The organism is Mesorhizobium sp. LNHC232B00 (genome assembly GCF_000502435.1).
Taxonomy (GTDB): Bacteria; Pseudomonadota; Alphaproteobacteria; order Rhizobiales; family Rhizobiaceae; genus Mesorhizobium; species Mesorhizobium opportunistum.
Window position 1 is genome coordinate 27,002 of record NZ_AYWP01000034.1, and the last position, 23,284, is coordinate 50,285.

General features: G+C 62.7%; 25 protein-coding genes and 1 pseudogene. 9 read left to right on the top strand and 17 right to left on the bottom strand.

What is annotated here, in order from left to right:
- Window positions 1-109 precede the first annotated feature (109 nt).
- Window positions 110-1,069 carry a LysR substrate-binding domain-containing protein gene (locus X743_RS142365; RefSeq protein ID WP_031258535.1) on the top strand — a complete coding sequence of 320 codons (960 nt, stop codon included), beginning with the start codon at window positions 110-112 and terminating at the stop codon, window positions 1,067-1,069.
- Between the two features lie 227 nt (window positions 1,070-1,296).
- Here the strand turns inward: X743_RS142365 and X743_RS142360 are convergent, their stop codons facing one another.
- Window positions 1,297-1,809 (bottom strand): DinB family protein, encoded by a 513-nt coding sequence (locus X743_RS142360; RefSeq protein ID WP_013896257.1) that lies wholly within the window; start codon window positions 1,807-1,809, stop codon window positions 1,297-1,299.
- Between the two features lie 67 nt (window positions 1,810-1,876).
- Between X743_RS142360 and X743_RS142355 the strand changes: the two genes are divergently transcribed.
- Window positions 1,877-2,569, top strand: coding sequence for a glutathione S-transferase family protein (locus tag X743_RS142355; RefSeq protein WP_023768521.1), 693 nt, complete (start codon window positions 1,877-1,879; stop codon window positions 2,567-2,569).
- Window positions 2,570-2,644: 75 nt separating this feature from the next.
- On the opposite strand, the gene X743_RS1000000173645 is transcribed toward X743_RS142355, so the two are convergent.
- Window positions 2,645-3,067: a DUF2934 domain-containing protein gene (locus X743_RS1000000173645; protein ID WP_023768522.1), complete on the bottom strand. Its 423-nt coding sequence runs from the start codon at window positions 3,065-3,067 to the stop codon at window positions 2,645-2,647.
- A 212-nt stretch (window positions 3,068-3,279) separates the two neighbouring features.
- Here X743_RS1000000173645 and ndk point away from each other — a divergent pair, with 212 nt between their 5' ends.
- The gene (ndk, locus tag X743_RS142350; RefSeq protein ID WP_008875017.1) at window positions 3,280-3,702 is read left to right on the top strand and encodes a nucleoside-diphosphate kinase; all 423 of its coding nucleotides are present in this window, start codon (window positions 3,280-3,282) and stop codon (window positions 3,700-3,702) included.
- Window positions 3,703-3,977: 275 nt separating this feature from the next.
- Here the strand turns inward: ndk and X743_RS142345 are convergent, their stop codons facing one another.
- The 7 genes from X743_RS142345 to X743_RS142315 form a co-directional block, all read right to left on the bottom strand.
- Entirely contained in the window at window positions 3,978-4,247 is a 270-nt protein-coding gene (locus X743_RS142345; protein WP_023768523.1) for a hypothetical protein, read from the bottom strand.
- Window positions 4,248-4,433: 186 nt separating this feature from the next.
- Complete coding sequence (locus X743_RS142340; RefSeq protein ID WP_031258537.1) at window positions 4,434-5,198, bottom strand: YbaY family lipoprotein; 765 nt, start codon at window positions 5,196-5,198, stop codon at window positions 4,434-4,436.
- Window positions 5,199-5,286: 88 nt separating this feature from the next.
- Window positions 5,287-5,763 (bottom strand): molybdenum cofactor biosynthesis protein MoaE, encoded by a 477-nt coding sequence (locus X743_RS142335; protein ID WP_023768525.1) that lies wholly within the window; start codon window positions 5,761-5,763, stop codon window positions 5,287-5,289.
- A 3-nt stretch (window positions 5,764-5,766) separates the two neighbouring features.
- Window positions 5,767-6,018, bottom strand: coding sequence for a molybdopterin converting factor subunit 1 (gene moaD, locus X743_RS142330; RefSeq protein WP_013896262.1), 252 nt, complete (start codon window positions 6,016-6,018; stop codon window positions 5,767-5,769).
- A 1-nt stretch (window position 6,019) separates the two neighbouring features.
- A complete protein-coding gene (gene pgsA, locus X743_RS142325) occupies window positions 6,020-6,616 on the bottom strand; it encodes a CDP-diacylglycerol--glycerol-3-phosphate 3-phosphatidyltransferase (protein WP_013896263.1) in 597 nt (198 codons plus the stop codon).
- A 96-nt stretch (window positions 6,617-6,712) separates the two neighbouring features.
- Window positions 6,713-8,773, bottom strand: coding sequence for an excinuclease ABC subunit UvrC (uvrC, locus tag X743_RS142320; protein WP_031258538.1), 2,061 nt, complete (start codon window positions 8,771-8,773; stop codon window positions 6,713-6,715).
- Window positions 8,770-9,531 carry an SDR family oxidoreductase gene (locus X743_RS142315; RefSeq protein WP_023768527.1) on the bottom strand — a complete coding sequence of 254 codons (762 nt, stop codon included), beginning with the start codon at window positions 9,529-9,531 and terminating at the stop codon, window positions 8,770-8,772. Before X743_RS142315 ends, uvrC begins: the two co-directional genes overlap by 4 nt.
- A gap of 414 nt (window positions 9,532-9,945) precedes the next feature.
- Here X743_RS142315 and X743_RS142310 point away from each other — a divergent pair, with 414 nt between their 5' ends.
- Window positions 9,946-10,605: an outer membrane protein gene (locus tag X743_RS142310; protein ID WP_023768528.1), complete on the top strand. Its 660-nt coding sequence runs from the start codon at window positions 9,946-9,948 to the stop codon at window positions 10,603-10,605.
- 170 nt (window positions 10,606-10,775) lie between these two features.
- Here the strand turns inward: X743_RS142310 and X743_RS142305 are convergent, their stop codons facing one another.
- Window positions 10,776-11,372, bottom strand: coding sequence for a glutathione S-transferase (locus X743_RS142305; RefSeq protein WP_031258539.1), 597 nt, complete (start codon window positions 11,370-11,372; stop codon window positions 10,776-10,778).
- A 418-nt stretch (window positions 11,373-11,790) separates the two neighbouring features.
- Window positions 11,791-12,159 (bottom strand): hypothetical protein, encoded by a 369-nt coding sequence (locus tag X743_RS1000000171330; RefSeq protein WP_198028500.1) that lies wholly within the window; start codon window positions 12,157-12,159, stop codon window positions 11,791-11,793.
- A gap of 679 nt (window positions 12,160-12,838) precedes the next feature.
- Between X743_RS1000000171330 and X743_RS142300 the strand changes: the two genes are divergently transcribed.
- Window positions 12,839-13,177: a transcriptional regulator gene (locus X743_RS142300; RefSeq protein ID WP_023768532.1), complete on the top strand. Its 339-nt coding sequence runs from the start codon at window positions 12,839-12,841 to the stop codon at window positions 13,175-13,177.
- A gap of 33 nt (window positions 13,178-13,210) precedes the next feature.
- Here X743_RS142300 and X743_RS1000000174165 read toward each other — a convergent pair.
- The 4 genes and pseudogenes from X743_RS1000000174165 to X743_RS142280 form a co-directional block, all read right to left on the bottom strand.
- A pseudogene (locus tag X743_RS1000000174165) lies at window positions 13,211-13,357 on the bottom strand (LysE family translocator); the annotation flags it as partial.
- A gap of 305 nt (window positions 13,358-13,662) precedes the next feature.
- A complete protein-coding gene (locus tag X743_RS142290; protein WP_023768534.1) occupies window positions 13,663-14,118 on the bottom strand; it encodes a hypothetical protein in 456 nt (151 codons plus the stop codon).
- A gap of 97 nt (window positions 14,119-14,215) precedes the next feature.
- Entirely contained in the window at window positions 14,216-15,064 is an 849-nt protein-coding gene (locus X743_RS142285) for a 23S rRNA (adenine(2030)-N(6))-methyltransferase RlmJ (RefSeq protein ID WP_023768535.1), read from the bottom strand.
- Window positions 15,061-15,672: a hypothetical protein gene (locus tag X743_RS142280; protein WP_023768536.1), complete on the bottom strand. Its 612-nt coding sequence runs from the start codon at window positions 15,670-15,672 to the stop codon at window positions 15,061-15,063. Before X743_RS142280 ends, X743_RS142285 begins: the two co-directional genes overlap by 4 nt.
- Window positions 15,673-15,802: 130 nt before the next feature.
- On the opposite strand from X743_RS142280, the gene X743_RS142275 reads away from it, so the two are divergent.
- Window positions 15,803-16,153 (top strand): carboxymuconolactone decarboxylase family protein, encoded by a 351-nt coding sequence (locus X743_RS142275; RefSeq protein ID WP_245264319.1) that lies wholly within the window; start codon window positions 15,803-15,805, stop codon window positions 16,151-16,153.
- Between the two features lie 8 nt (window positions 16,154-16,161).
- Here X743_RS142275 and X743_RS142270 read toward each other — a convergent pair whose 3' ends face one another.
- Window positions 16,162-16,611, bottom strand: coding sequence for a DNA polymerase III subunit chi (locus tag X743_RS142270; RefSeq protein ID WP_023768538.1), 450 nt, complete (start codon window positions 16,609-16,611; stop codon window positions 16,162-16,164).
- Window positions 16,612-16,620: 9 nt separating this feature from the next.
- A complete protein-coding gene (locus tag X743_RS142265) occupies window positions 16,621-18,132 on the bottom strand; it encodes a leucyl aminopeptidase (RefSeq protein WP_031258543.1) in 1,512 nt (503 codons plus the stop codon).
- Window positions 18,133-18,496: 364 nt separating this feature from the next.
- Between X743_RS142265 and lptF the strand changes: the two genes are divergently transcribed.
- From lptF to X743_RS142250, 3 genes are read left to right on the top strand one after another with little or no spacing between them, the layout of a single operon-like run.
- Window positions 18,497-19,699: an LPS export ABC transporter permease LptF gene (gene lptF / locus X743_RS142260; RefSeq protein WP_013896289.1), complete on the top strand. Its 1,203-nt coding sequence runs from the start codon at window positions 18,497-18,499 to the stop codon at window positions 19,697-19,699.
- Window positions 19,696-20,781, top strand: a complete 1,086-nt coding sequence (lptG, locus tag X743_RS142255) for an LPS export ABC transporter permease LptG (RefSeq protein WP_031258544.1) — start codon at window positions 19,696-19,698, stop codon at window positions 20,779-20,781. The genes lptF and lptG overlap by 4 nt, the downstream gene beginning before the upstream one ends.
- On the top strand, window positions 20,781-23,219 hold the full coding sequence (locus tag X743_RS142250; RefSeq protein WP_023768541.1) for an LPS-assembly protein LptD: 2,439 nt from the start codon (window positions 20,781-20,783) through the stop codon (window positions 23,217-23,219). The genes lptG and X743_RS142250 overlap by 1 nt, the downstream gene beginning before the upstream one ends.
- The last annotated feature ends 65 nt before the right edge of the window (window positions 23,220-23,284 follow it).

Below are 23,284 nucleotides of genomic sequence, written 5' to 3' on the forward strand. Positions count from 1 at the left end.
CTACTTCTCCAGGATGGGGGCAACACTTGGTAAATAGTCGATTAATTCACCCACCCCTGTAAAATTAGGAATGCTGGTGCTAGTGTAAGCCCAGCTTAAGGTCGAAACCGTGCGTCTGCTCAGTCAGGTCAACCTAAATTCGCTCAAGATTGTGGAGAGTGCTGCGAGGCACGGGAACTTCACGCGCGCCGGCGAAGAACAGTTTATCACCGCCTCGGCGGTCAGCCAGCGCGTCAAAAGCCTGGAGGATCAACTCCGCTTCAAGATTTTCCAGCGCGGCGGCAATGCGGTGTCACTGACGCCCGAAGGCGAAACCTATGTCTCGCGCGTTCGCGAGGCGCTGGAGCGTATCGTCGCCGCCAGCATGGAAGCGACCGGGCAGTCACAGGAGCATGTGCTGAAGATATCGGTGCTGCCGACCTTTGCCGCACGCTGGCTGTTTCCGCGCCTGCCGGTGTTCCAGCATCAACATCCCGATATCGTGATGCGGGTTTCGACCTCCTACGCGACACATGAGTTCACGACGTCCGATTTCGATCTCGAAATCCGCTATGGCGACGGCCACTTTCACGGGTTGCAGTCCGATCTGCTGTTCCGGGAGGACCTGACGCCGGTCTGCAGCCGCAAGCTGTTCCATGAGGTTCTCGGCAACAGGCCGCGGTCGACGGTGACGCCGGATGACCTCAAGCACTTCACGCTTCTGCATTCCGACACCTGCACCCAGAACTGGCAATCCTGGCTTGGTTTCGCGGGCGCCAGCTTCGTGCTCAGCGAGACCAAGGGCATCTATTTCGATTCCTGCATGATGTCCTACGAGGCGGCCAATGCCGGAATGGGTTTTGCCGTCGCCAACCGCGCCTATATGGCCAGCGATATCCGAGCCGCGAGGCTGATCGCTCCCTTTGCCGTGCATCATCCGAACACGGCCGGCTGGTATTTTGTTTCCCCCCACAAGAGCCTCGCCACACGCAAGGTGCTGCTGTTCAAACAATGGGTGATGGCGGAAGCAGCTCTGACGCAGAGCCAGTTGGACAGCGAAATCAGCGACTTGGCTTTTGAGACCGCCTGAAATTCAGATCAGCTTGTACTATTCCCGATGACCGCCGGCCAGAAATTCGGGACCATCGGTTAGTGGACGCCCAATCCAAGCAACCCGCGCTGGTCGGTGAAATTGTCGAGCTCCAGCCCCTTGAGCCGGAGCATTCCGAGTGGCCTGAAGTGAAGGCCATGCTGCGGCAAAAATGCGACGATAGCCGGCGCTTGCCGCTCGCCTTCGAATCCGGAACGATCTGGAAATCAGGCGAAGGCCCTGCCCTCCTCGGTGCGCTGGAAATGCGTCAGATCGAGCGATACGGAAGGGCGGCCCAGAACCGTCAGGATCATATGCGCCTGGCCGCGGTGATGGGTCTGGTGGTTGAAGACATGATCCAGCGCCGGCGCCAGGCGCTGCGAAACGGTGCGCATGTCCGATACGGTCATGTAGGTGAAGCGGCCCGACAGCGCCTTGTCGCTCAAGCCGCCAACCCAGTCGACGATCCGCCGGTCTTCCGCCTCGCGCGCCGCCCGAAGGCCGGGCAAGGCCCGGTGAAGGATGACGTCGAGCGCCGTCGGAGCGTCGCCTTCGCCGGTGAAGCGCTTCATCCAGATGCGATCGGCGGCGAGCAGGTGGTTGAGCGTGCCCATCAGCGAGCGGAAGAAGGCGCCGACATCGCGATTGAATTCTTCCTCGTCGAGATCGGCGGCGGCATCGTAGATGCGGCCATTGGCCCATTGATTGTATGCCGCAAACATCATGAAGTGTTGTTTCATCTCTTTTCCCGCCGGGCCTGTTTCGGGTATCGGGAGCGATACCTAGACCGCGAGGGAGCCGACGCCAATGACCATTCTGCTTTATGATCTCGTCGGGCATGACGAGAAGCGTCCGTTCAGCCCGCATTGCTGGAAGGCGACGATGGCGCTGGCCCACAAGGGGCTCGATATCTCGACCGCGCCGACGCGCTTCCTCGAGGTGCCCGCCATCGAAGGCGGTGTCTCAAAGACCGTGCCGGTGATCCGCGACGGCGACAAGATCGTCGCCGATTCCTTTGCTATCGCGCTCTATCTCGATGAGGCCTACCCGGATCGGCCGATGCTGTTTGGCGGCGAAGGCGGCAAGGCGATGGCTCGCTTCATCGAGCGCTGGTCACAACTGACCATCCACCCCTATGTCACCACCGCGGCGATTGTCGACCTCCATGGCATGCAGGACGAGGAGAACGCCGCGTATTTCCGCCAGAGCCGGGAGCAACGCTTCGGCAGGCGGCTGGAGGATGTGGTCGCCGCACGCGACGCCGGGCTGACGGCCTTCCGGGCGGCCCTGGAGCCGCTGCGCTCGATGTTGAGCTACCAGCCGTTCATCGGCGGGGCCTCGCCGCTGTTTGCCGACTATATCGTCTTTGGCGCGCTGCAATGGGCGCGCGTGGCTTCGCCCTATCGATTGCTCGAAAGCAGCGACGTGGTGGCGCAGTGGTTCGACCGCTGCCTCGACCTGCATGGCGGGCTGGGACGAAAGGTTGAAGCCGCGGCGTGACGCCCTGTTGCCGGCGATGAATCATCACCCGCCCGCGATGACACGGCAGGCGATGAACAGCGGCCTACTTGGCCGTCAGCTTTTTGGCTTGCTGGGTTTCTTGGCCGCCTTCGCCTCCTTGGGCGCGGCTTTTGCCTTGTCGGCGCCAGCAGCCTTCTTGGCCGGCTTCTTGGTGACCGATGACGTCCCCGTGGCATGCTCGGCATCCACGTCGGCTGCCGCCTGGTGCCAATGGCGTTCGTGCTGACCGGCCGGTTGCCCTTCCTGCTGCCAGATCTGATGTGCCCGGTTGCGAATGCGTTCCTGACGATCGTCTGCCATGGTCATATTGTCTCCATGCGGGCCGACTTCAGCGCGGCGCCGACACGCGACTATAGCAAGCAAAGCGTTGCTGTGCAGCCATCCGATGTCATCCAGCGCCGCACGTTCGCGGTACCGGCCGGACACGGAAACGCCACCAGACCTTTCAATCGGCTCGAAGGCGAACGAGGCTTTCACAGTTCATCACACGGAAAGCCAAGCAATTGGCTTTCCGTCCGCTTCGAGGACCGGGCCAGCCCTTCGCTGGCGCTCCGGGCGTTCGTCACTCGGAAAGCCAAGCAATTGGCTTTCCGTCCGCTTCGCGGACCGTTCCTCACCCCTTGGCAATGGGCCGGGCGGCTTGTATAGAGCCCGCCACTCTCAATTCCATTCTCAGACAAGGACGACCCATGGCGCTCGAACGCACCTTTTCCATGATCAAGCCGGACGCAACCCGGCGCAACCTCACCGGCGCCATCACCAAGATGCTCGAAGATGCCGGCCTTCGCGTCATTGCCTCGCGCCGTGTGTGGATGAGCCGCCGCGAGGCGGAAGGCTTCTATGCCGTCCACAAGGACCGCCCGTTCTTCGGCGAACTGGTCGAGTTCATGTCGTCGGCGCCGACGATCGTCCAGGTGCTGGAAGGCGAGAATGCCATTGCCAAGAACCGCGAAGTGATGGGCGCCACCAACCCGGCCAATGCCGCCGAAGGCACCATCCGCAAGGTGCATGCGCTGTCGATCGGCGAAAATTCGGTGCACGGCTCCGATGCGCCCGAAACCGCCGCGCAGGAAATCAAATACTGGTTCTCCGACACCGAGATCGTCGGCTGAGCCGACACCGCCACATCCAATGCGAAGGGGCTGGCGTTTCGCCGGCCTTTTTCGTTGGGGGCGGTCAGGTCTCGCGCGCGAAACGCAGCGACCGTCCAGGGCGCGCCTCGCCGACCGAAACCGAATTGAGGCTGTCGCCGGAACAGACCTTAGCAGCCGCCGAAGCGGGTGGCCTCAGGTTTGCCGAATTGGTCGAGGTGCCGCCTTATCACTACGGCGCCTGTTCGAACGGACCATGCCATGAGACGCCCGCCGCCCCCCGCGGCGGGTTCTGGTCACTTCGGCTGGCGATCTTTCACGTTCGCATGAGCGTTCGCTGCTGCCGTGTCGGTGGCCGGTGTCTGGGTATCGGCACCCGCAAACGGACTACCCTGTCCAGGCGCGAGGTCGCCGCTGTGGCCGGCCTTGTTGGTCTGGAACGGGTGGCCATCGGCGCTGAGGCCATGCTGAAGGGCATTGACCAGATGGTCGTCCGCCTTCGCAATGCCGGTGAGGGCAAAAAGCGATGCGCCTGTGGCAGCAAGGATAAGCGCGTGCGTTTTCATATCTGGACTCCTTGGAGTTAGGCCAGAACGAGCCGCAGCAGGTCTGGCGGCTTCAACGAAGGGAATATTCGAAAATATCCCTTTTGCCTTACCCGCCATGTCTGGGAGAGAAACGCTTCCCCTGCCCGAATTATTCCCGCCGAAAAGCATTATTCCCGCCGAAAAGCGTGGCGATCGAAATACGGGCTAGCTCGCGGCGCTGAAGCGCAGGATTTCGCGGCCGACCTTGTCTGATATGGTGAGTTTGCCGGCTTCGACATTGTATGACGCCGCCCTGGCCAGGGCGTCGAACAGTGCCTTTTCCTCTGCCATCACCTCCGGCGCACAGGCCTTGTAGGTCGAGCCGATGCCGCTGATCGTGATCGCCTCGCCCTCTATCTTGGCGGTGGCGAAATAGCTGTTGCAGGGGCCGCTGCCGCCTGCCTTGCCGGCCTCGCTGACCTGGAAGGTCGCTTGCGGCGCGGCGACGGCGCCGATGCCATCGACATAATCGACGACCCACAGCTGGCCAAAGACGAAAGCTTTCGGCTCGGCGCGCTGCTTGACCATCTTGAGCAGGATGGTCTGCGGCGCGTCCGCCAGCGGATCGAGCTGATGGCGCACATCGGAGATGAACATCAGCTTGTCGTCGACGGTAATCCGGGCCTGCAGCGCGTAGGTCATCCGCGGCTGGATGACGGAGGGGTCGAATTTGATCTCGAAACTGATCGGCACCTGGCCGGCCGGCTTGATCTTCTGCTCGCCGATGATCCTGGCGGGCGCGTCGGCCAACGAGACGTCGGCAAGCTGGACGGAGAGCACGGCATTGGGCGGCAAGGCGATGCGCTCGCGATAGATCACCTCGCCCCTCACCGCCTTCTCGGCGGCCACGGACAGCTCCGGCACCGCCAGGATGCCGACCACCAGAGGCACGAAACCGAAGACGAAGAATTCCGCGAGCCTGTCCAGCATGACCATCTCCCTTGCCCATGACTTCCGCCAATTGGCCGAAGGAATGCGGTCAATGCATGACTGCTGCGGGGCATGACTGCTGCGGGATTTATTCCGGCGACTTCCAGCGTCCCGCCGCCCGGGCGTCGGTTTCCTTGGCCTCGACCCAGCCGCCCTCGGAACCATCGGCGCGGTGCTCCTTCTTCCAGAAGGGTGCGCGCGACTTGAGATAGTCCATGAGGAAATCGGCCGCCTCGAACGCGGCCTGGCGATGCGCCGACGCGGCCATCACCAGCACGATGTTCTCTCCCGGCGCGATCTTGCCATGGCGGTGGATGACGGTGAGGCCTTGCAGCGGCCAGCGTTCGGCAGCCTCGGCCGCGATACGGCCGATTTCGGCCTCCGCCATGCCGGGATAGTGCTCGAGCTCAAGCGCCGAGAGCGCACCTTGCTCGTCGCGGCAGAGACCAGAGAAGGTGACCACGGCGCCAATGTCGGCGCGGCCTTGTGTCAATGCGGCGATCTCGGCGGCAACGTCGAAATCCTGGCGCTGAATGCGCACCGTCGGCAACACGGCGGCAGACATGTGTCAGCCCCCGGTCATCGGCGGGAACAGCGCGATCTCACGCGCGCCGGATATCTTCTCACGGTGATCCACATGCTCCTGGTTGATGGCAACGCGGATCACGTCGGGAAACTGCAGCGCCTGCTCGTAGCCCTCGCCGCGCGACTGAAGCCAGCGCAACAGGTCGGCGACAGTGTCGATGCCGTCGGGCAATTCGACGTCTTCCTCCGATGTGCCGATCCGCTCGCGGACCCAGGCGAAATAGATGAGCCGCATCTCACTCGTCCATGATGTGTTTGAGGCCGGCACGGAAATAGTCATAGCCGGTGTAAAGCGTCACGAGTGCGGCGATCCACAACAGCACCAGGCCGGTCTGCGTGGTCAGCGGGAAGATCTTGTCGCCGGCCGGCCCCGCCAGCAGGAAGGCGATGGCGACCATCTGGATGGTGGTCTTCCACTTGGCAAGCTGCGTCACCGGCACCGAGACCTTGAGTGCCGCCAGATATTCGCGCAGGCCCGAAACCAGGATCTCGCGGCACAGGATGATGATCGCGGCCCACAGCGACCATCCGGCGATACCGGCATGGCGGTCGGTGTCGGCCGCCAAGAGCAGGAGACAGGTGGCGACCAGCAGTTTGTCGGCGATCGGATCGAGCATCTTGCCGATGTTGGAGGTCTGCTGCCAGGCGCGTGCGAAATAGCCGTCGAAGTAATCGGTGATGGAGGCCAGCAGGAATATGACCAGCGCCGACCAGCGGGCGAAGTCGCTCGACTTCAGATGCCCCTCGAGAAAAAAGCATAGCACGACCAGCGGCACCGCGATGATGCGGGCATAGGTGAGCATGTTGGGCAGGTTGAACGCGCGCTGGGCCATGTCTGGGAGACTCTTTCTGCCTGCGTACTCAAATCAGAAGCGAATGTAGGGGGTCAACAGGCCAGATTCGACTGGCCAGATGAAAGTGCCGAATTTTCAACTTTCATGGAAGTGATTGTAGACCAGTTTCGCCACCTGTTCGGAAATACCGTCGACCTTCCTCAGATCCTCGATGGCGGCACGGCTGACCGCCTTGGCGGTGCCGAAATGCAAAAGCAGAGCGCGCTTGCGGCCCGGGCCGATGCCGCTGATCTCGTCGAGCGGGCTCTTGACCATTTCCTTCTTGCGGCGGGCCCGGTGCGAACCGATGGCGAAGCGGTGGACCTCGTCGCGCAGGCGCTGGACGAAATAGAGCACGGGGTCGCGCACGGGCAGCGAAAACGAGTCCCTGCCCTTGACGAAGAAGCGCTCGCGCCCGGCATCGCGGTCCTGGCCCTTGGCGATGCCGATGGCCACGACGCGGTCCTCGATGCCGAGATCCGAGAGGATCTTGCGCACCGCTGTCATCTGGCCCTGACCGCCATCGATCAGGATGACGTCGGGCCATGCCGGGAAGCTGCCGGAGATATCGTCTTCGATATCGTCACCTGCTGTCGTACCGTCATCCGGTGTGACATCGCCATGTTCCTTGAGCAGCCGCGAAAAGCGCCGCTCCATCACTTCGCGCATCATGCCGAAATCGTCACCCGGCGTGATCTCGGTCGAGCGGATGTTGAATTTCCGGTACTGGTTTTTCACAAAGCCTTCCGGCCCTGCTACAACCATCGCGCCGACCGCATTCGTGCCCATGATATGCGAGTTGTCGTAGACCTCGATGCGCACGGGTGGCTTGGCCAGGCCGAATGTCTCGGCGAAACCGGCAAGCAATCGGCCTTGCGTCGAGGTTTCGGCCAGCCGGCGGCCAAGCGCCTCGCGCGCATTCTGCAAGGCATTGTCGGTCAGGTCCTTCTTCTCGCCGCGCTGCGGCACCGAGATCGCCACCTTGCGGCCGGCCCGGGTCGACAGCGCCTCCGCTAACAGTTCCTGGTCCTCGACAGCCTGCGACAGAAGAATGGCACGCGGTGTCGGCTTGTCGTCATAGAACTGCGCCAGGAACGAGCCCAGCACTTCCGATCCTTCCAGCGCCGGATCGGCCTTCGGGAAATAGGCGCGGTTGCCCCAGTTCTGGCCGGTGCGGAAGAAGAACACCTGGATGCAGATCTGGCCGCCCTCCTGGTGGATGGCGAAGACGTCGGCCTCGTCGACCGTCGCCGGGTTGATGCCCTGATGGCTCTGCACGTGCGACAGCGCGGCCAGCCGGTCGCGATAGATGGCCGCGCGCTCGAAATCGAGAGCTTCCGAAGCCTGCTGCATGGCGGCCGAAATCTCGGTCTTCACCTTCTGGCTGCGGCCGGAGAGAAAATCCTTCGCCTCCTCGACCAGTTCGGCATAGCCCTCATGCGAGATTTCTCCCGTACACGGACCGGCGCAGCGCTTGATCTGGTAGAGCAGGCAGGGCCGCGTCCGGTTCTCGTAGAAGGAGTTGGTGCAGCTGCGCAGCAGGAAGGCGCGCTGCAGCGAATTGATGGTGCGGCCGACAGCGCCCGCCGAGGCAAAGGGCCCGAAATAGTCGCCCTTGCGCGAGCGCGCGCCGCGATGCTTGTAGATGCCCGGCGAGACATGGTCGCCGGTCAAAAGGATATAGGGAAACGACTTGTCGTCCCGCATCAGAACGTTGAATCGCGGCCGCAAGCGCTTGATAAGATTGGCTTCAAGCAGCAGCGCCTCGATCTCGGTGCGGGTGACGACGAACTCCATCGTCGACGTTTCGCGCACCATGCGGCCGATGCGGTTGGTGTGGAACCTGCCTTGCGCGTAGTTGGTGACGCGCTTCTTCAGGCTGCGCGCCTTGCCGACATAGAGCACGTCGCCGGCGGCGTTCATCATGCGATAAACGCCTGGCGCATTGGGCAACCGCTTGACCAGCGTCTGGATCACCTCGGCACCGACCATGCCTTCGGCGTCGCCGGCATGTGGCGTCCAGTCGATCGCCGTGAAGGCGACATCCGGGCCGGCGGGTTCGACGATCTCCTCGAGCGCTTCGTCCTCGATGTCGATTTCGGGAGGAATATCTTCGGCGCCGCCGCGCGCCTTGTTCTTGTGATCCAAAGGACTCATTCCGTCATGCCTGTCACATCGGGCGTCTGCCACGCAAGGTGCTGGCCGCCATCGAGCGCGATCATCTGGCCGGTGACCGAGCGCGCCTCCCAGAGATAGCGTATTGTGGCGCCAAATTCCGGCAATTCCGGGCCGCGCTTCAGGATCAGGCCGGCGACCTGCGCATCGAAATCGGAATCGTCCTGGCGCAGGTTCTTCAGCGTTGGGCCCGGACCGATCGCGTTGACACGGATGCGGGGGCCGAGCGCCTGTGCCAGCATCTGGGTCTGGGTCCATAGTGCCGACTTCGACAGCGCATAGGAAAAATAACGCGGGGTCGGCCGCCAGACCCGCTGATCGATGATGTTGACGATCAGCCCCTCGCGCCCTTCCGGCAAGGCGCGGGCGAAATTCCGCGCCAGCAGCGCCGGGGTTTTCACGTGAATGGCGAAGTGGCGGTCCCAGGCCTGCCAGTCGAAATCCTCAACCGAATCGTTGACGAAGAGCGACGCGTTGTTGACCAGCAGCGAGATCGGGCCAAGCGCTGCTTCCGCCTGGCCGACGAGGTCGCTGACGGCGTCCATGTCGGTCAAGTCCGCCGCGACCACGGCGGCGCGGCCGCCAGACCGGTTAATCCCCGCGGCCAACGCGTCCGCCTCGTCGTGCGAGCGGTTGGAGTGGATGGCGACTGCAAAACCATGGCCGGCGAGATCCTCGACGATCGCCTTGCCGATCCGTTTCGCCCCGCCGGTCACCAGCGCCGCGGTGGCTTTGCTCATCTTCTGTCAATCCTCAATTTCGGCACGAAAAACGGTGCCCGGCAAAATATGGCCTGCCATCCGTTAAACAGCGTTTGCACCTGGGGCAGCATTGTGGCGAAACCGCCCGGCGGGTATTCCGACTCGCCGTGTTCCCGAGGCCGGCAGCACTCCAATATAGGGCGCTGGACTCCTTGCACCAAGCGGTGTGCAGCGCAACATGACCGGGCTGCTGACATTTCGCTGTTGCGAAGATGCAACGTCAAGGTTCTGCCTCATTCGTGCCGGGGAATGACCCAAGTTCAGGTTCGGTTCAGCCGCATTTTGACACGACATTTGGAACCGACGAACGCCAGATCCGTTTCACCCCCCGGACGGGTTGATGGCGATCGTGAGAAACAAGCCTGTGTCCTGTGGCTTAAGGAGTAAAGAACAATGCAAGCCAATCTCAAATTCGCACGGCCGCTGGCCGTCGCGCTCGGGCTCTTCGCCCTCGGCGGAACTGCCTATGCCGCAGACGTCGTCCAGGAAGAGCCGCCGGCACCCGCCCCGGTTGCCGAACTGCCCGTCGCCTCCTGGGCCGGCCCCTATGCCGGTATCAATCTTGGTTATGGCTTCAGCGGCCGTACCAAGGAAAAGGATTTCGGCGTTTCGACCGACACCAAGGGCTTCGTCGGCAGCGTCTTCGGCGGCTATCAGTGGCAGCAGGAGAACTTCGTGTACGGCGGTGAAGCCGAACTCGGCTATAACGGCGTCAAGGGTGACGACAACGGCATCCACTCCAAGGGCGGCTTCGAAGGCTCGCTGCGTGCCCGTCTCGGCTACGCTGTGACCCCGGAAATCCTGCTCTATGGCACCGGCGGTCTCGCCGGCAGAAGCCTGAAGGTTGAGGACAGCGTCCTCGCCACCAGCGATACCGCCACCATGCTCGGCTGGACCGCCGGCGTCGGTACCGACATCAAGCTGACCGACAACGTGTTCGGCCGCGTCGAGTACCGCTACACCGACTTCGGCAGCAAGAGCTTCGACGGCGGTATTGGCAAGGTCAAGGCCACCGACAACCGCGTGACCTTCGGCCTCGGTATGAAGTTCTAAGTCGTTCAAGCCACGACACGAAAAAGCCGGGCCTCGTGCCCGGCTTTTTTATTGTCCACGCTGCCGCGCCAGCACCCCTCTGCCCTGCCGGGCATCTTCCCCGCAAGGGGGGAGATTGGTTCGTCGCCTCGGCTTCGCTAATCTCCATTGTCGACGACAAGCCCGCCCCGTCAGCCCGGAACCGCAGGTTTCAGTTCCGGGAATTTTTCGTCGAAGCGCGCGGCCCAGCGGGTGAGCCGGCCACGGCCCTTTTCCCACTTCCCGGCAAAGCGCAAGGAGAGATAGCCAAGGCAGGCCCGCAAGGCCATCTGCCCGGCGGTGATCTTCTTCGGCAGTTTGGGCGGGTTGGCATTGAGCTGATCGAGAGCAGCCGTGATCTTCGCCCACTGGCGGTCGAGCCAGGGCTGATAGACCATCTCCTCAGGCCGGGTGCGGCGCTCATAGACCATCGACAGCGCGCAGTCGCAAATGCCGTCGGCCAGCGCCTCCAGCACCTCGGCCTCCAACCGCTTGTCGGGATTGCGCGGGAACAGCACGTTCTTCGAAATCCGGTTGAGATGCTGGGTGATGGCGCGGCTATCGTGAATGGAACGGCCGTCGTCGAGCACCAGCACCGGAATCTTGCCAAGCGGATTGGCGCCGATCAGGTCGGCCGGCCGGTCCTCGGTCTTGACCGGAACCTGCTCGATCGCGATCCCGGCATAGGCCGCGGCCATCCTTACCTTGGAGCTGTAAGGAGAGGTGGATGCGTAGAGCAGTTTCGGCATGATCGGTTTCCTGTTTGCAGACGTCCACTGTCGACTGACAGGTTCTTGCGATCAACCGCCAGAACGCGAAAAAATAGCAGCCAGGAACCGATTGCGGTTCCTGCCCAAAGCATCTCGACAAGCTACGGATTGGTACGTTGGAAAACACGGGCGGACGTCGACGGCAGGCTGATGGGACTCATACCTGCGTTCGCGTTTCATAGGTCCCGAGCATTGCATCGGGACCCTCCGCCAAGCGCGGCAAGGAGACAATCAGGCAGGCGAGCGAGGCAGCCAACCGGCGCCTCGCTTTGCTTGCCCTCTGCCCTTCCCCGACGTTCAGCCACCGGGGCCGAAGCCGTTGCCGAGATAGTTCGATCCAGAGCGTCAGAGCGTCCTTGCCGAGTCCCGAAGGACGCGCGACGCCCCAACGGCCGGTCTACTTCTTGGCCGGAGCCTTCGCCTTCGCAGGCGCTGCCTTGGCCTTCGGCGCGGCTTTCTTCACCGCGGGCTTGGTCGAGGCTGCCGCGGCTTTCATAGCAGGCTTTGCCGCGGCCTTGGCCACAGGCTTCTTCGCCGGTGCCGGCTTCTTGGCCGCGGGTTTTGCCGCTGCCTTGGCCGCGGGTTTCGCCGCCGCCTTGGCCGCAGGCTTCTTCGCCGGTGCTGCCTTGGCTGCCGGCTTTGCCGCTGCCTTGGCCGGCGCTGCCTTCTTCACTGCCGGTTTCGCCGCAGCCTTGGCCACGGGCTTCTTCGCCGGTGCCTTCGCTGCGGGCTTTGCCGCCGCCTTCGCAGGCGCTGCTTTTTTCACTGCCGTTGCGGCCTTCGCCGCGACTGCTTTTGCGGGTGCTTTCTTTGCCGGTGCCTTGGATGCCGGCGCTTTAGATGACTGCTTAGCCATGTCATGCCCCTTCACGTTATGCCGATGGCCGTGAATGACCCCGGCGCGCAATGCATATCTGACTCGCGGCTCGCTAGCCAGCGAAGCAATGGTATGATTTTGTCAGCTTAAATTTTGGTTGAGATCCACACACGATCTCACTCGTCATCGCAAAAATTCGCCGCTGATCTTCAGACATCGCCAGCAATTTGATATCGGCATTCTTCGCGTGCAGCGAGACCATTCGTGGCGTGAAGCTTCGAAGATCAACAACCAGCCTCGCGCATCGATCGTCAGCCGCGAACATCACGAGCCAATGCTTCGTCGATACAATCATCTTTGGTGGCTGCACGATCTACGCAGACCGTGAGAGCAATGCGATGACCGATCTGTCCATCACCTTGTCAAGCTTGATTCCATCGTCTCACCTTTTGACCAGTTGACAGACTACTCTGCATGACAGAGTATTCTGTGCAAAACAAAGGGCTGTTTCGATGCCGATCGCAGAAGAGGAAAGGACGCCGTCGCTGTGGGGAAACGCGGGGGTGACGCTCCATGGCGACGGCATCGCCGTCGATCACCCGCGGCCTTTTCATGCCGGAGCCAATTCATGAGCGCCGACGAGGTCATCCATCAAAGCACGCGGCTCAGGATCATGGCCATCCTGCACACGCTGGACAGGCGCGAAGCGCTTGAATTCACCCGATTAAAGGACATGGTCGAAGCCACGCACGGCAATCTCGGCGCGCACATCGAGACGCTTGCAAGGGCCGGCTACGTCGATGTCGAAAAGCTTTTCGTCGAGCGGCGGCCGCAAACGCGGGTCTGGGCAACAACGATGGGGCGGCGCGCCTTTCGCAGTCATGCCGCCTGGCTTCGGGCCATCCTCGATGAAGCGGAACCGGCGGCGGATCGCCCTCAGCCCAGAACGCGGCGGCGCTCTTCGTAGATCATTGGCCATCGGTCGCGGCCGGCAACGCTTTCAGTGTGTGGCGACCACGGCGACGCCGGCGCCAATCATCACGCCGCCAGCCGCGCGGTCGACGCGACGCACGATGCCTGGCGTGCGCAACAGTTTGCGGGCTCGACCGGCAAGCATGACGCGTCCGCCAATCACCACGGCCTCGACGGTACTGCCAACCGAGTCACGACGGGAGGCACCGGCACCGCGCCGGCCGCCAGGGTGAACTGGCGCGCTAGGGGGACCGAGCATCGTGACGGCGAGTATGGCAAGCAATCCTTTGTCGATCGTGGCGCTGCTGCCGCCCGGTTCGATCGGCACGTCCCTTGTCGTCATGGTTGGTAGCCGGGGCAGACGGCGCCGAGCGCAACGATGGCGAGATGGATCGCACAGCCTGTCAACACAGTACGCGAAAGCGCCCGCAGCCGATCAGGCTGCGGGCGCGAAAAGGGATCGCGAAAGGAAGGCTGCGTTCAGCGCAGGACGCGGCAGCGGCCGTTGTAGACCATCCAGCGGTCGAAGCCCGAAACGCAGAATTCGACATTGTCGCCGATCGAAGCGAAGCCCTGGCCTTCCTCGATCAGATACCAGATGGTCCGGTCACGGCCGTCGGAGAGGCTGACGGTGGCGCCGCAATAGCGGCGACCGATCGGCCAGGTGTCGTTGGCGGGCAGATAGCGGTGCTGGTGGATGCGCCGGAAATCGGTGATCTGCACATCCGGCAGGTGCGGCACGTGATGCACCTGGTAGGAGAAGCGGTGGGTGATCTTGTTCAGCACCCAGGGCTCGCCGCAGACGCCGCCATCGTCATCGGGATAGACGCCGACAAGGTCGGCCGCCTGCACAGCCTGGGTGACACCGAGGGGCGCGGCGAGCGAAGTGCAGAGCGAAATCAGGGCAGCAAGTGCGGATTTGGCGAAGCGAGTCATGACAGCCTCTCAAGGTCGATTGCGCGCACTGTGCGGATTCGCTTGGCGTCGGTCAAGCGGTTGCCGAAACAATGGTTTCCCAGTTTGAAACCTTGACCTATTCCCCGGCCAGCCACTCCAGCGTCCAGTGCGCCGGCTTTGCCACGGCGAGCAAGTTGTGCAGTGCCGGCAACACGGTTCGCAATTCGGCTTCCAGCGTGAAGGGCGGATTGACCACCACCATGCCGCTGCCGTCGAGACTGGGTTCCGATGAGGCCGGCCTGATCTCGAATTCTATATCGAGGATTTTCGGGATGCCGGATTGCTTCAGCGCTTTCCTGAAGGCGATGATCGCCTTGCGGTCCTTGATCGGGTACCACAGCGCATAGATGCCGCCGGGCCAGCGCTTGTGCGCCCTTATGAGCCCGTCGACGAGGCGGGCGAACTCGCCCTCTTCCTCGAATGGCGGATCGATGAGCACGAGGCCGCGCTTTTCCTTCGGCGGTACATGCGCCCCGAGCGCCAGCCAGCCGTCGAGTTCCATCACCCTCACCTGGAAATCGCCGGCGAATTCCGCCTTCAGCCTCCCGGCGTCCTTGGGGTGGAGTTCGATCGCCGACAACCGGTCCTGCTTGCGCAGGAGATCGCGTGCGAGCAGCGGTGAGCCTGGATATTTCTTCACACCGCCCTCGGGATTGAGCGACCGCACCGTCTCCAGGTAGGGCGCCAGCAGCGCCGCCGCCCCGGCATCGAACGAGGCGTCGATCAGCCGGCCGATGCCGTCTTGCCATTCGCCGGTCTTCTGGGCTTCGACTGACGACAGATCGTAGCGGCCAATGCCGGCATGGGTATCGACGACGCGAAACGCCTTGTCCTTCTGCTTCAGGTATTCGAGCAGGCGCGTCAGCACGACATGCTTGACGACGTCGGCAAAATTTCCGGCGTGGTAGGCGTGACGGTAGTTCACGTGGCCCCCCTGCCCCAGCGCGGCGGTGGCGGCTGCGAGTTCGGATTGTCCGGCCGGCCGCCGCCGAAGCGCAGGGACAGCAGGAGGCCGATCAAGCCGACCGCCATCAGGGAGAAGCCGACCGGCCGCGCACGGCTGTCGGTTTCGCCGACACCGGAGCGCAAGATCAGGTCGACCGCCCGCATCGGTATGTCCTCGGCATCGCCCGGGCCGACGGTGAAGAGGTAGGAACCGGTGCTGACCGCCGGGATCAGTCCGGCCTCGTCGCGAAAGATCTTGTCGGGCAGTTGCGGACTGGCCTGGCGCGGGTTGTCCACGTGGTTGAACTGCAGCGTCGAGGCGAGCACGGTGCGCCCATTGGTGGCCGCGGTCAGCGTCAGCACCGTACGCTGCTGTGAAACGATGCGTTCGGCCCTCGCGGTCAGGTCGACAAGCACCCGCACCGGTGCATCGCGGCTCTTCAGTGGCACGGTCAGCGGTCTGAAGCGGCCCTGCTCATAGACCCGCCAGGTGCCGATCTCGCGGCCGGAAAAATTGGTCATCGCCCAGGGATAGATGACGCCGACGCCGGCGCCGGCCAGCAGGATCAGGACAAACAGAAAGCGCATTCGGACAATCACCTTGTAATCGCACCTTGCCGGACAACTAGCTTGCGTTGGCGCCGTCGCGCAGGCGCTCGCCGCTTCGGCCTGCATCTTCTCGCTCGCCACGGCGCCAGTGTACGCCGACGACTATGATGTGACGATAAAGGATATCCAGTCGACCATGGGCGGCGTGCCCAGCTTCGTGAAGCAGTTTCCAAAAGCCGGTCTGCCCGGTGCCTGGGCCGAGGTCAAGGCCATCGAGCTCAGCGACAAGACGGCGCTGCCGCCAAAGGTCAAGTCGCTGATCTCACTGGCGGTGGCGGCGCAGATTCCGTGCAACTACTGCATATGGTCGGACACGCGGGACGCCAAGCGAGCCGGCGCCACCGAAGAGGAGATCCAGGAAGCGGTGGCGATGTCCGCGCTGACCCGCCACTGGAGCACCATCTTCAATGGCATGCAGGTCGATTTCGCGACATTCAAGAAGGAAATGGGCGGGCAATAGCCGCAGGGCTAAGCCTTGCGCTCCCAGCGCCGGTCCGGCGTCTGTTGCCAATAGGTCACGGCGTGGCCCGCGTCCTTCATCGTCTTCCAATGCGCCCGGGCCGCATCGACCTGGGCGGCGTCATGGCCGTCGAACAGGAACACGGCACGCTCGTAGCTGCTGAGGTCGGGCGGCGCCGCGCCATCGACAAGGAACCTTATTTTGGCTTCGTTGGGATTGCCGTCGCCGGTGGTCAACAGGATAGGCTGTTCGCCGGGATAGGCCTCACGATCGGTCGCGTGCGCCAGGAACGAATCGTCCCGGAAGGTCCACAGGTGCTGGTCTAGCGCGTCGCGCCGCTCCTCGGCGCCGGTCTGCACCACGGCGCGCCAGCCGCGATCGACGCTGCGCTCGAGCAGACCCGGCAGCGCATCCTCCAGCGTCGATTCGGTCAGATGGTAGAACAGCACTTCGGCCATGAATCGAGGTCAGCTCTCGTAATGATCGCGCACCAGGCGGTCGAGCAGCCGCACGCCAAAGCCCGAGGCCCACGACTGGTTGATCTCGTTCGACGGCGAGCCCATCGCCGTGCCGGCGATGTCGAGATGCGCCCAGGGCGTGTCCTTGACGAAGCGCTGCAGGAACTGCGCGGCGATGATCGCGCCGCCGTAGCGGCCGCCGATGTTCTTCATGTCGGCGTTTTTGGAATCGATCAGCTTGTCGTATTCGGCGCCGAGCGGCATGCGCCACAGCCGCTCCTGCGTCGACTGGCCCGCCGCCGTCAGCCTTTGCGCCAACTCGTCATTGTTGGAGAACAGGCCGGCGTAATGCACACCGAGCGCGACCATGATGGCGCCGGTCAGCGTCGCCAGATTGACCATGAATTTCGGCTGGAAGCGGTCGTTGCAGTACCACAGCGCGTCGGCCAGCACGAGGCGCCCTTCCGCGTCGGTATTGAGCACCTCGATGGTCTGCCCCGACATGGACGTGACAATGTCGCCGGGGCGCTGGGCATGGCCGTCGACGGCGTTTTCCACCAAGCCGATGATGCCGACGACATTGGCCTTCGCCTTGCGGGCGGCCAGCGCATGCATCAGGCCGGTGACCGCAGCGGCACCGCCCATGTCGCCCTTCATGTCTTCCATGCCCGACGCCGGCTTGATCGAATTGCCGCCGGTGTCGAAGGTGACGCCCTTGCCGACGAAGGCGACAGGGCTGTCCTTGGGCTTGCCGCCGTTCCACTGCATGACGGCCATGCGGGCACCGCGAGGCGAGCCTTGCGCGACGCCGAGCAGCGAGCCCATGCCGAGCTTCTTCATCTCCTTCTCGGCCAGGATCTCGACCTTGACGCCGAGCGCCTCGAGTTCCTTGGCGCGGGCAGCGAACTCGACCGGTCCCAGCACGTTTGCCGGCTCGTTGACCAGGTCGCGCGCCAGAAGCACGCCGTCGATCACCGCCTCGGCATCCGCGAAGGCCTTCTTGGCGCCTGCCGGGTCGGCGGTGTGGATGGTGACCTTGGCCGGCTTCCTGGGATCGGCCTTTGCGTCATCCTTGTCCTTCCTGGTCTTGTACTTGTCGAAGGAATAGCTGCGCAGGAGAATGCCCGCCGCGAGGCTGGCGGCATCCTTGCCATCGGGCGAGGCGCCCGCCAGGTCGAGCACCACGGCCACATCGGTTGCCTTGCGCAGCGACGCCGCAATCGTGCCGCCGAGTTTCAGCCAGGCATATTCGTCGAGCCCCGACGCCTTGCCGGCGCCGATCGCGACCAACCTGTCGAGCGAGGATCCCTCCGGCGCCAGAATTTCGACGACGCCGGCGAACTTGCCGGTGAACTCGGCCACCGGGAAAGCGCGCTCCAGCGTCTTGCCGGGATCGTAAGCCTTGGCAGCATCGGTCAAGCCGCCGTCATCCGCCGACAGCACGAGGACGGTGCCCTTCCTGCTCGCCGCCGTCTGGGGCGCGGCGAATTTTGCAAAGGCGATCGACGGTCTCGGGTTCATCATGTCCTGCTTTCGGGGAGTGTTTGACTGTGCGCGAAGCGGTTTGAAGCAATCCGCGACATTTGGTCGTTTTCCGGCATTTGGCAAGACTTTGCCAAAATGGCTACCCATATGACACATGGAATCGATGGCGATTCGTCGCGGCACGGCCCCGCTTCATGCCGCAACCTGTTGTTAACCATCGATGTTCGCCCTTTCTTATCCATTGCCGCCGACACTCCGGTCCACAGCGGCACGCGAGGTGGGACGGGAACCGGATCGCCTGCCTGATCGAGCCCATCGGAGCCAGTTGTGCGGTCGTCGCCGGACAGCTACCCTTAGTTTGGTGGCATGATGCCGTTCGAGAAAACCGAGTAAAGCCTTCATGACGGTCGTTGAACGCTACATCATGCGCCGCGCTTTCGTGGTCTTCATGGCGGCGCTGGTCTGGACGCTGGCCATCGTGTGGACGACGCAGGTGCTGGCCAAGATCGATCTGGTCACCGACAGCGGCCAGTCCGCCCTGACCTTCTTCGAGGTCGCATCCCTCATCTTGCCCTCGATCATCCCGATCGTCGTGCCCTTCGCGCTGGTTGTGGCTGTCGCCCAGACACTCAGCGTCATGAATTCGGATTCGGAGCTCGCGGTCGTCAACGCCTCGGGCGCCTCGCGATGGACGATCGTGCGGCCGATCATGCTTCTGGCGCTGGCCGCAAGCGTCTTTTCCTTCGCAGTGGACAACGGCATCGATCCCTATGCGCGGCAGAAAAACCGCGCCCTGGTGGCGGAGTCGCGCTCCGACCTGTTGTCGCTGATCATCCAGGAAGGCACCTTCCGAAAGATTGAGGACGGGCTGTTCCTGCAGATCGGCGAGCGGCTTCCCGACAATAAGCTGGGTGGCATCTTCGTCGCCGATTCGCGCGAGGAAGGCGTCAATCTCGTCTATTATGCCAAGACCGGCAGCATCATCGAACGCGGCGGCGAAAAGGTGCTGATGATGAATGACGGCGTCATCCATCGCAAAACGCTGACCGGTGACCTCAGTGTCATCCGGTTCACCTCCTATGCCTTTGACATGTCGGCCTTCATGTCGGCGGCCAATCAAGTAACGCTGCTGCCGAAGGACCAGACCACCCAATACCTGCTCAATCCCAGCGCCAACGACAAGAACTATCAGCAAAATCCACAGGAGTACCGGGCCGAGATCGACCAGAGGTTTTCAGAGTGGACCTATTCCATGGTCTTCGCATTGATCGCACTGGCGGTCGCGGGCGACGCGCGCTCGCACCGGGAGGCGCGCGTCAATCCGCTGATCACGGCCATTGCAATATCGCTGTTCGTGCGCTGGCTGGGCTTCTTTGCCGCAAGCAAGGCCGATGAGATCCCGCAATACGGGTATATGGTCTATGGCGTGCCCATCGTGGCTTCGGCAGTGGCGATCTGGTTCATAGTCTCCAACCGGACCATGGAATTGCCGGTGGCCTGGGCGGACTGGATGACAAATCTGGCCAGCCGCATCGGTGACGGCTGGAATTCTCTGAAACTGCGTTTGTCGAGGCGCGACACTTCAGGTCAGAGGGTCGGCTGATGGGCTGGACGCTGGGCCGATATTTCTTCTTCCGCTACGTGGCGATCACGATCTGGTTCTTCCTCGGCCTGCTGGCGCTGGTGTTCCTGATCGATTTCACCGAACTGTCCGGCCGTACCACCGGCTTGCCCGGCTTCACCTATGGGACGGCGATGGCCATTTCGGGCCTCCGGATGCCGATGATCATGCTGCAGACGGTGCCTTTCGTCGGCCTGTTCTCGGCGATGGCGACGCTGGTATCGCTCAACCGGCGCTATGAGCTGGTCATTGCGCGTTCGGCCGGCGTCTCCGCCTGGCAATTCCTTTTGCCGTGCTGCATCGGAGCGCTGCTGTTCGGCGTCGTATCGGTCGGGATCATCAACCCGCTCGCCGCGCACGCCTTCTCTTTGTCCGAACAGATCGAGACCCAGTTGCGCTCCGGAAAATCAAACACGGTTTCGGCCGACGCGGCGCCCTGGATACGCCAGAAAACCAGTTCCGGCGACACCATCATCGGCGCGCGGGCTATCCTCAACCAGGGCCTGGAGATGTCCGACGCCGTCTTTTTCATCCTCGACCAGCAAGGCAATATCGCCGAGCGCAAGGATGCGGCGCGTGCCTACCTGCGGGACGGGTATTGGGAATTGCAGGACGTCAAGACCTTCAGGAACGGCGTCATCCAGTCTGCGGCGAACGATCGCGTGCCGACCAATCTGAAGCCGGAATTCGTGCAGGAGCGGCTGGCGCGCCCGGAAACCATTCCTTTCTACGACCTGCCCGGAAAAATCGAGGTTGCCCGTTCCTTCGGCCTCAAGGCAAATGCCTTTGCCATGCAGTTTGATTCGCTGGTGGCGTTGCCGTTCCTCCTCGTCGCCATGACGCTGATTGCTGCAACAGTTTCAATGCGATTTGCGAGGATGGGACAATCGGCAACGATGATTCTGGGTGGCGTCGTTGCCGGCTTTCTGCTTTATGTCGTTTCGGTGCTGGTGAAGGCATTCGGCGTGGCGGGATTCGTGCCGACTGCCGTAGCCGCCTGGGTGCCGGTCGTGGTAGCTATGTTCTTCGGGGTGACTTTCCTGCTATACAAGGAAGACGGCTAGTGAGGGAAGCGGTTTTGCCCAGCAGCAGGCAGGCCCATTTGGCGCGCCTTTATGCGGCGAGCGCCTTGGCATGCTTGTTTGCCTGCGCCGTCCCGCTGCCTGCGGTCGCGCAGGAGGTCGGTGACGTTGCGGCCAAGGTTCCGTCCGGCTCGCAAATGCTGCTGGCCGCCGACACGCTGGTTTACAACAACGACAACCAGACCGTGACCGCCGTCGGCGGCGTGCAGATCGATTATGGCGGCAACCGCCTGGTTGCCCAGAAAGTCGTATACGACCGCAACACCAAGCGGATGGTCGCCAGCGGCAATGTCGAAGTCATCAACAGCGACGGCACCAAGATCAATTCGGATCATATCGACATAACCGACGATTTCGCCGACGGTTTCGTCAACGCGCTGCGCGTCGAGACCATCGACAAGGCCTATTTCGCCGCCGAAAGCGCCGAACGCATGGGCGGCGTGCTGACCACGTTCCACAATGGCGTCTACACCGCCTGCGAGCCGTGCGAGGACAAGCCCAACAAAGCGCCGACCTGGCGCGTGAAGGCCAGGAAGATCATCTGGAACGGCGAGAAGAAGACGGTTCGCTTCGAGAACGCGAATTTCGAGTTCTTTGGCTTCCCGCTCGCCTACCTGCCGGCGTTCGAGATTGCCGACCCGACGGTCAAGCGCAAGAGCGGCTTCCTGATCCCCAGCATCAGCTACAACAGCCACCTGGGTTACAGCGTCAAGGTTCCCTATTATTTCGCACTGTCGCCGACCTATGACCTGACGGTGTCGGGGAGCGGCTACACCAAGCAGGGCTTCCTCGGAGAGGCCGAGTGGCGCCAACGTTTCAACAACGGCGAATACAGTTTGAAGATCGCCGGGATCCAGCAGCAGGACCCGGATGCCTTCCTTGATAGCGCCGCTTTCCCTTCGACCGGCGGCCACAACATCGATTCGGGCGCGGCGGGCGATCCGAACAAGTTCCGCGGCATGATGGGCACGCAGGGCAAGTTCGCGATCAACGAACGCTGGAATTTCGGCTGGGACGTTCTGCTGCAGACCGACAAGAATTTCTCGAGCACCTACAACATCGACAAGTACAATGCCGCCGTCCACCAGTCGACGGTTTACCTGACTGGTCTCAACGGCCGCAATTATTTCGACGTGCGCGCCATGCACTTCGATGTGCAGGAGAACACGCCCAACAACTATATCTCCGCGCGAAGCGACCAGCAGCCCTGGGTGCTGCCGTCGTTCGACTATACAAACATCCCCGACGTGGCGGTCGCCGGCGGCCAGTTGTCGCTCAATGTCAACGCGCGGGTTCTCCGTCGCGATGAACTCGATCAAACCTACTTCACGCCTTACGTGCCCGGCTCGGGTACCCAGCGCGTGCGCGGCATCGAAGGTGAATCCGGACGCCTGACCGCCGAGGCCGAGTGGAAACGGTCGTTCGTTACCGATGACGGGCTGGTGCTGACGCCGTTGCTGGCGCTGCAGGGCGACGTCGACTATCTCAATGCGTCATCGGCTTCGCTCGCCGCCGTCAACCAGATGGCGACGAATTTGGGCGAGCAGGACGATATGCGCTCGTCATTTGCCCGTTACATGGCAACCGCCGGGCTGGAGATGCGCTGGCCGCTGCTGTTTTCGATGGCCAGCGGGTCCAGCCATGTCATCGAGCCGATGGCACAGCTCTTTGTGCGTCCGAACGAACAGTATGTCGGCGGCCTCGCCATTCCGAACGAAGACGCCCAGAGCATGGTGTTCGATGCGACCACCCTGTTCGAACGCGACAAGTTCTCCGGCTACGACCGTGTGGAAGGCGGCTCGCGGGCCAATGTCGGCTTCCGCTATTCCGGCTCCTATATGAACGGCTGGGGCACCAACGCCATTTTCGGCCAGTCCTATCAGATTGGCGGCGAGAACTCCTTCGCGGCGCCGGATCTGGTCAATGTCGGCGCCTATTCGGGTCTTCAGGAAACCAAGTCCGACTATGTCGGCCTGTTTGGCATCAACAGCCCGAATGGTTTCGCGGCCTCGGTCAGCGGTCGCTTCGACGAACAGACCTTCGAGATTCGCCGCGCCGAGTTCAAAGCCGCCTATTCGGGGCTGCCGGTATCCCTGAGCGCCAAATACGCCTTCATCCAGGCCCAGCCGCTCTACGGTTTCACGACCGACCGTCACGAAGTCACGCTGGGTGCCTCGACGCATCTTGCCGAGAACTGGCGCGTCTTCGGCACGGGAACCTACGACCTGCAGGAAAGCCTGTTGGTCAAGGATGGGGTGGGCTTTGCCTATAATGATTCCTGCTTCACCTATTTGATGACGTACTCGCAGTCGCGCGACCTGAACACCAGGGAGGTGACGCAGAGCATCGGCTTCAACCTGTCGTTCCGTACGCTCGGCGACTTCGGCTCGTCGACCAGCGCCATCGACACCATCCAGTAGTCGGCGACATCGTTTCGCCGCATAGGGCTGGCACGGATTCGCGCACCCGGATGAGGACGAAATCG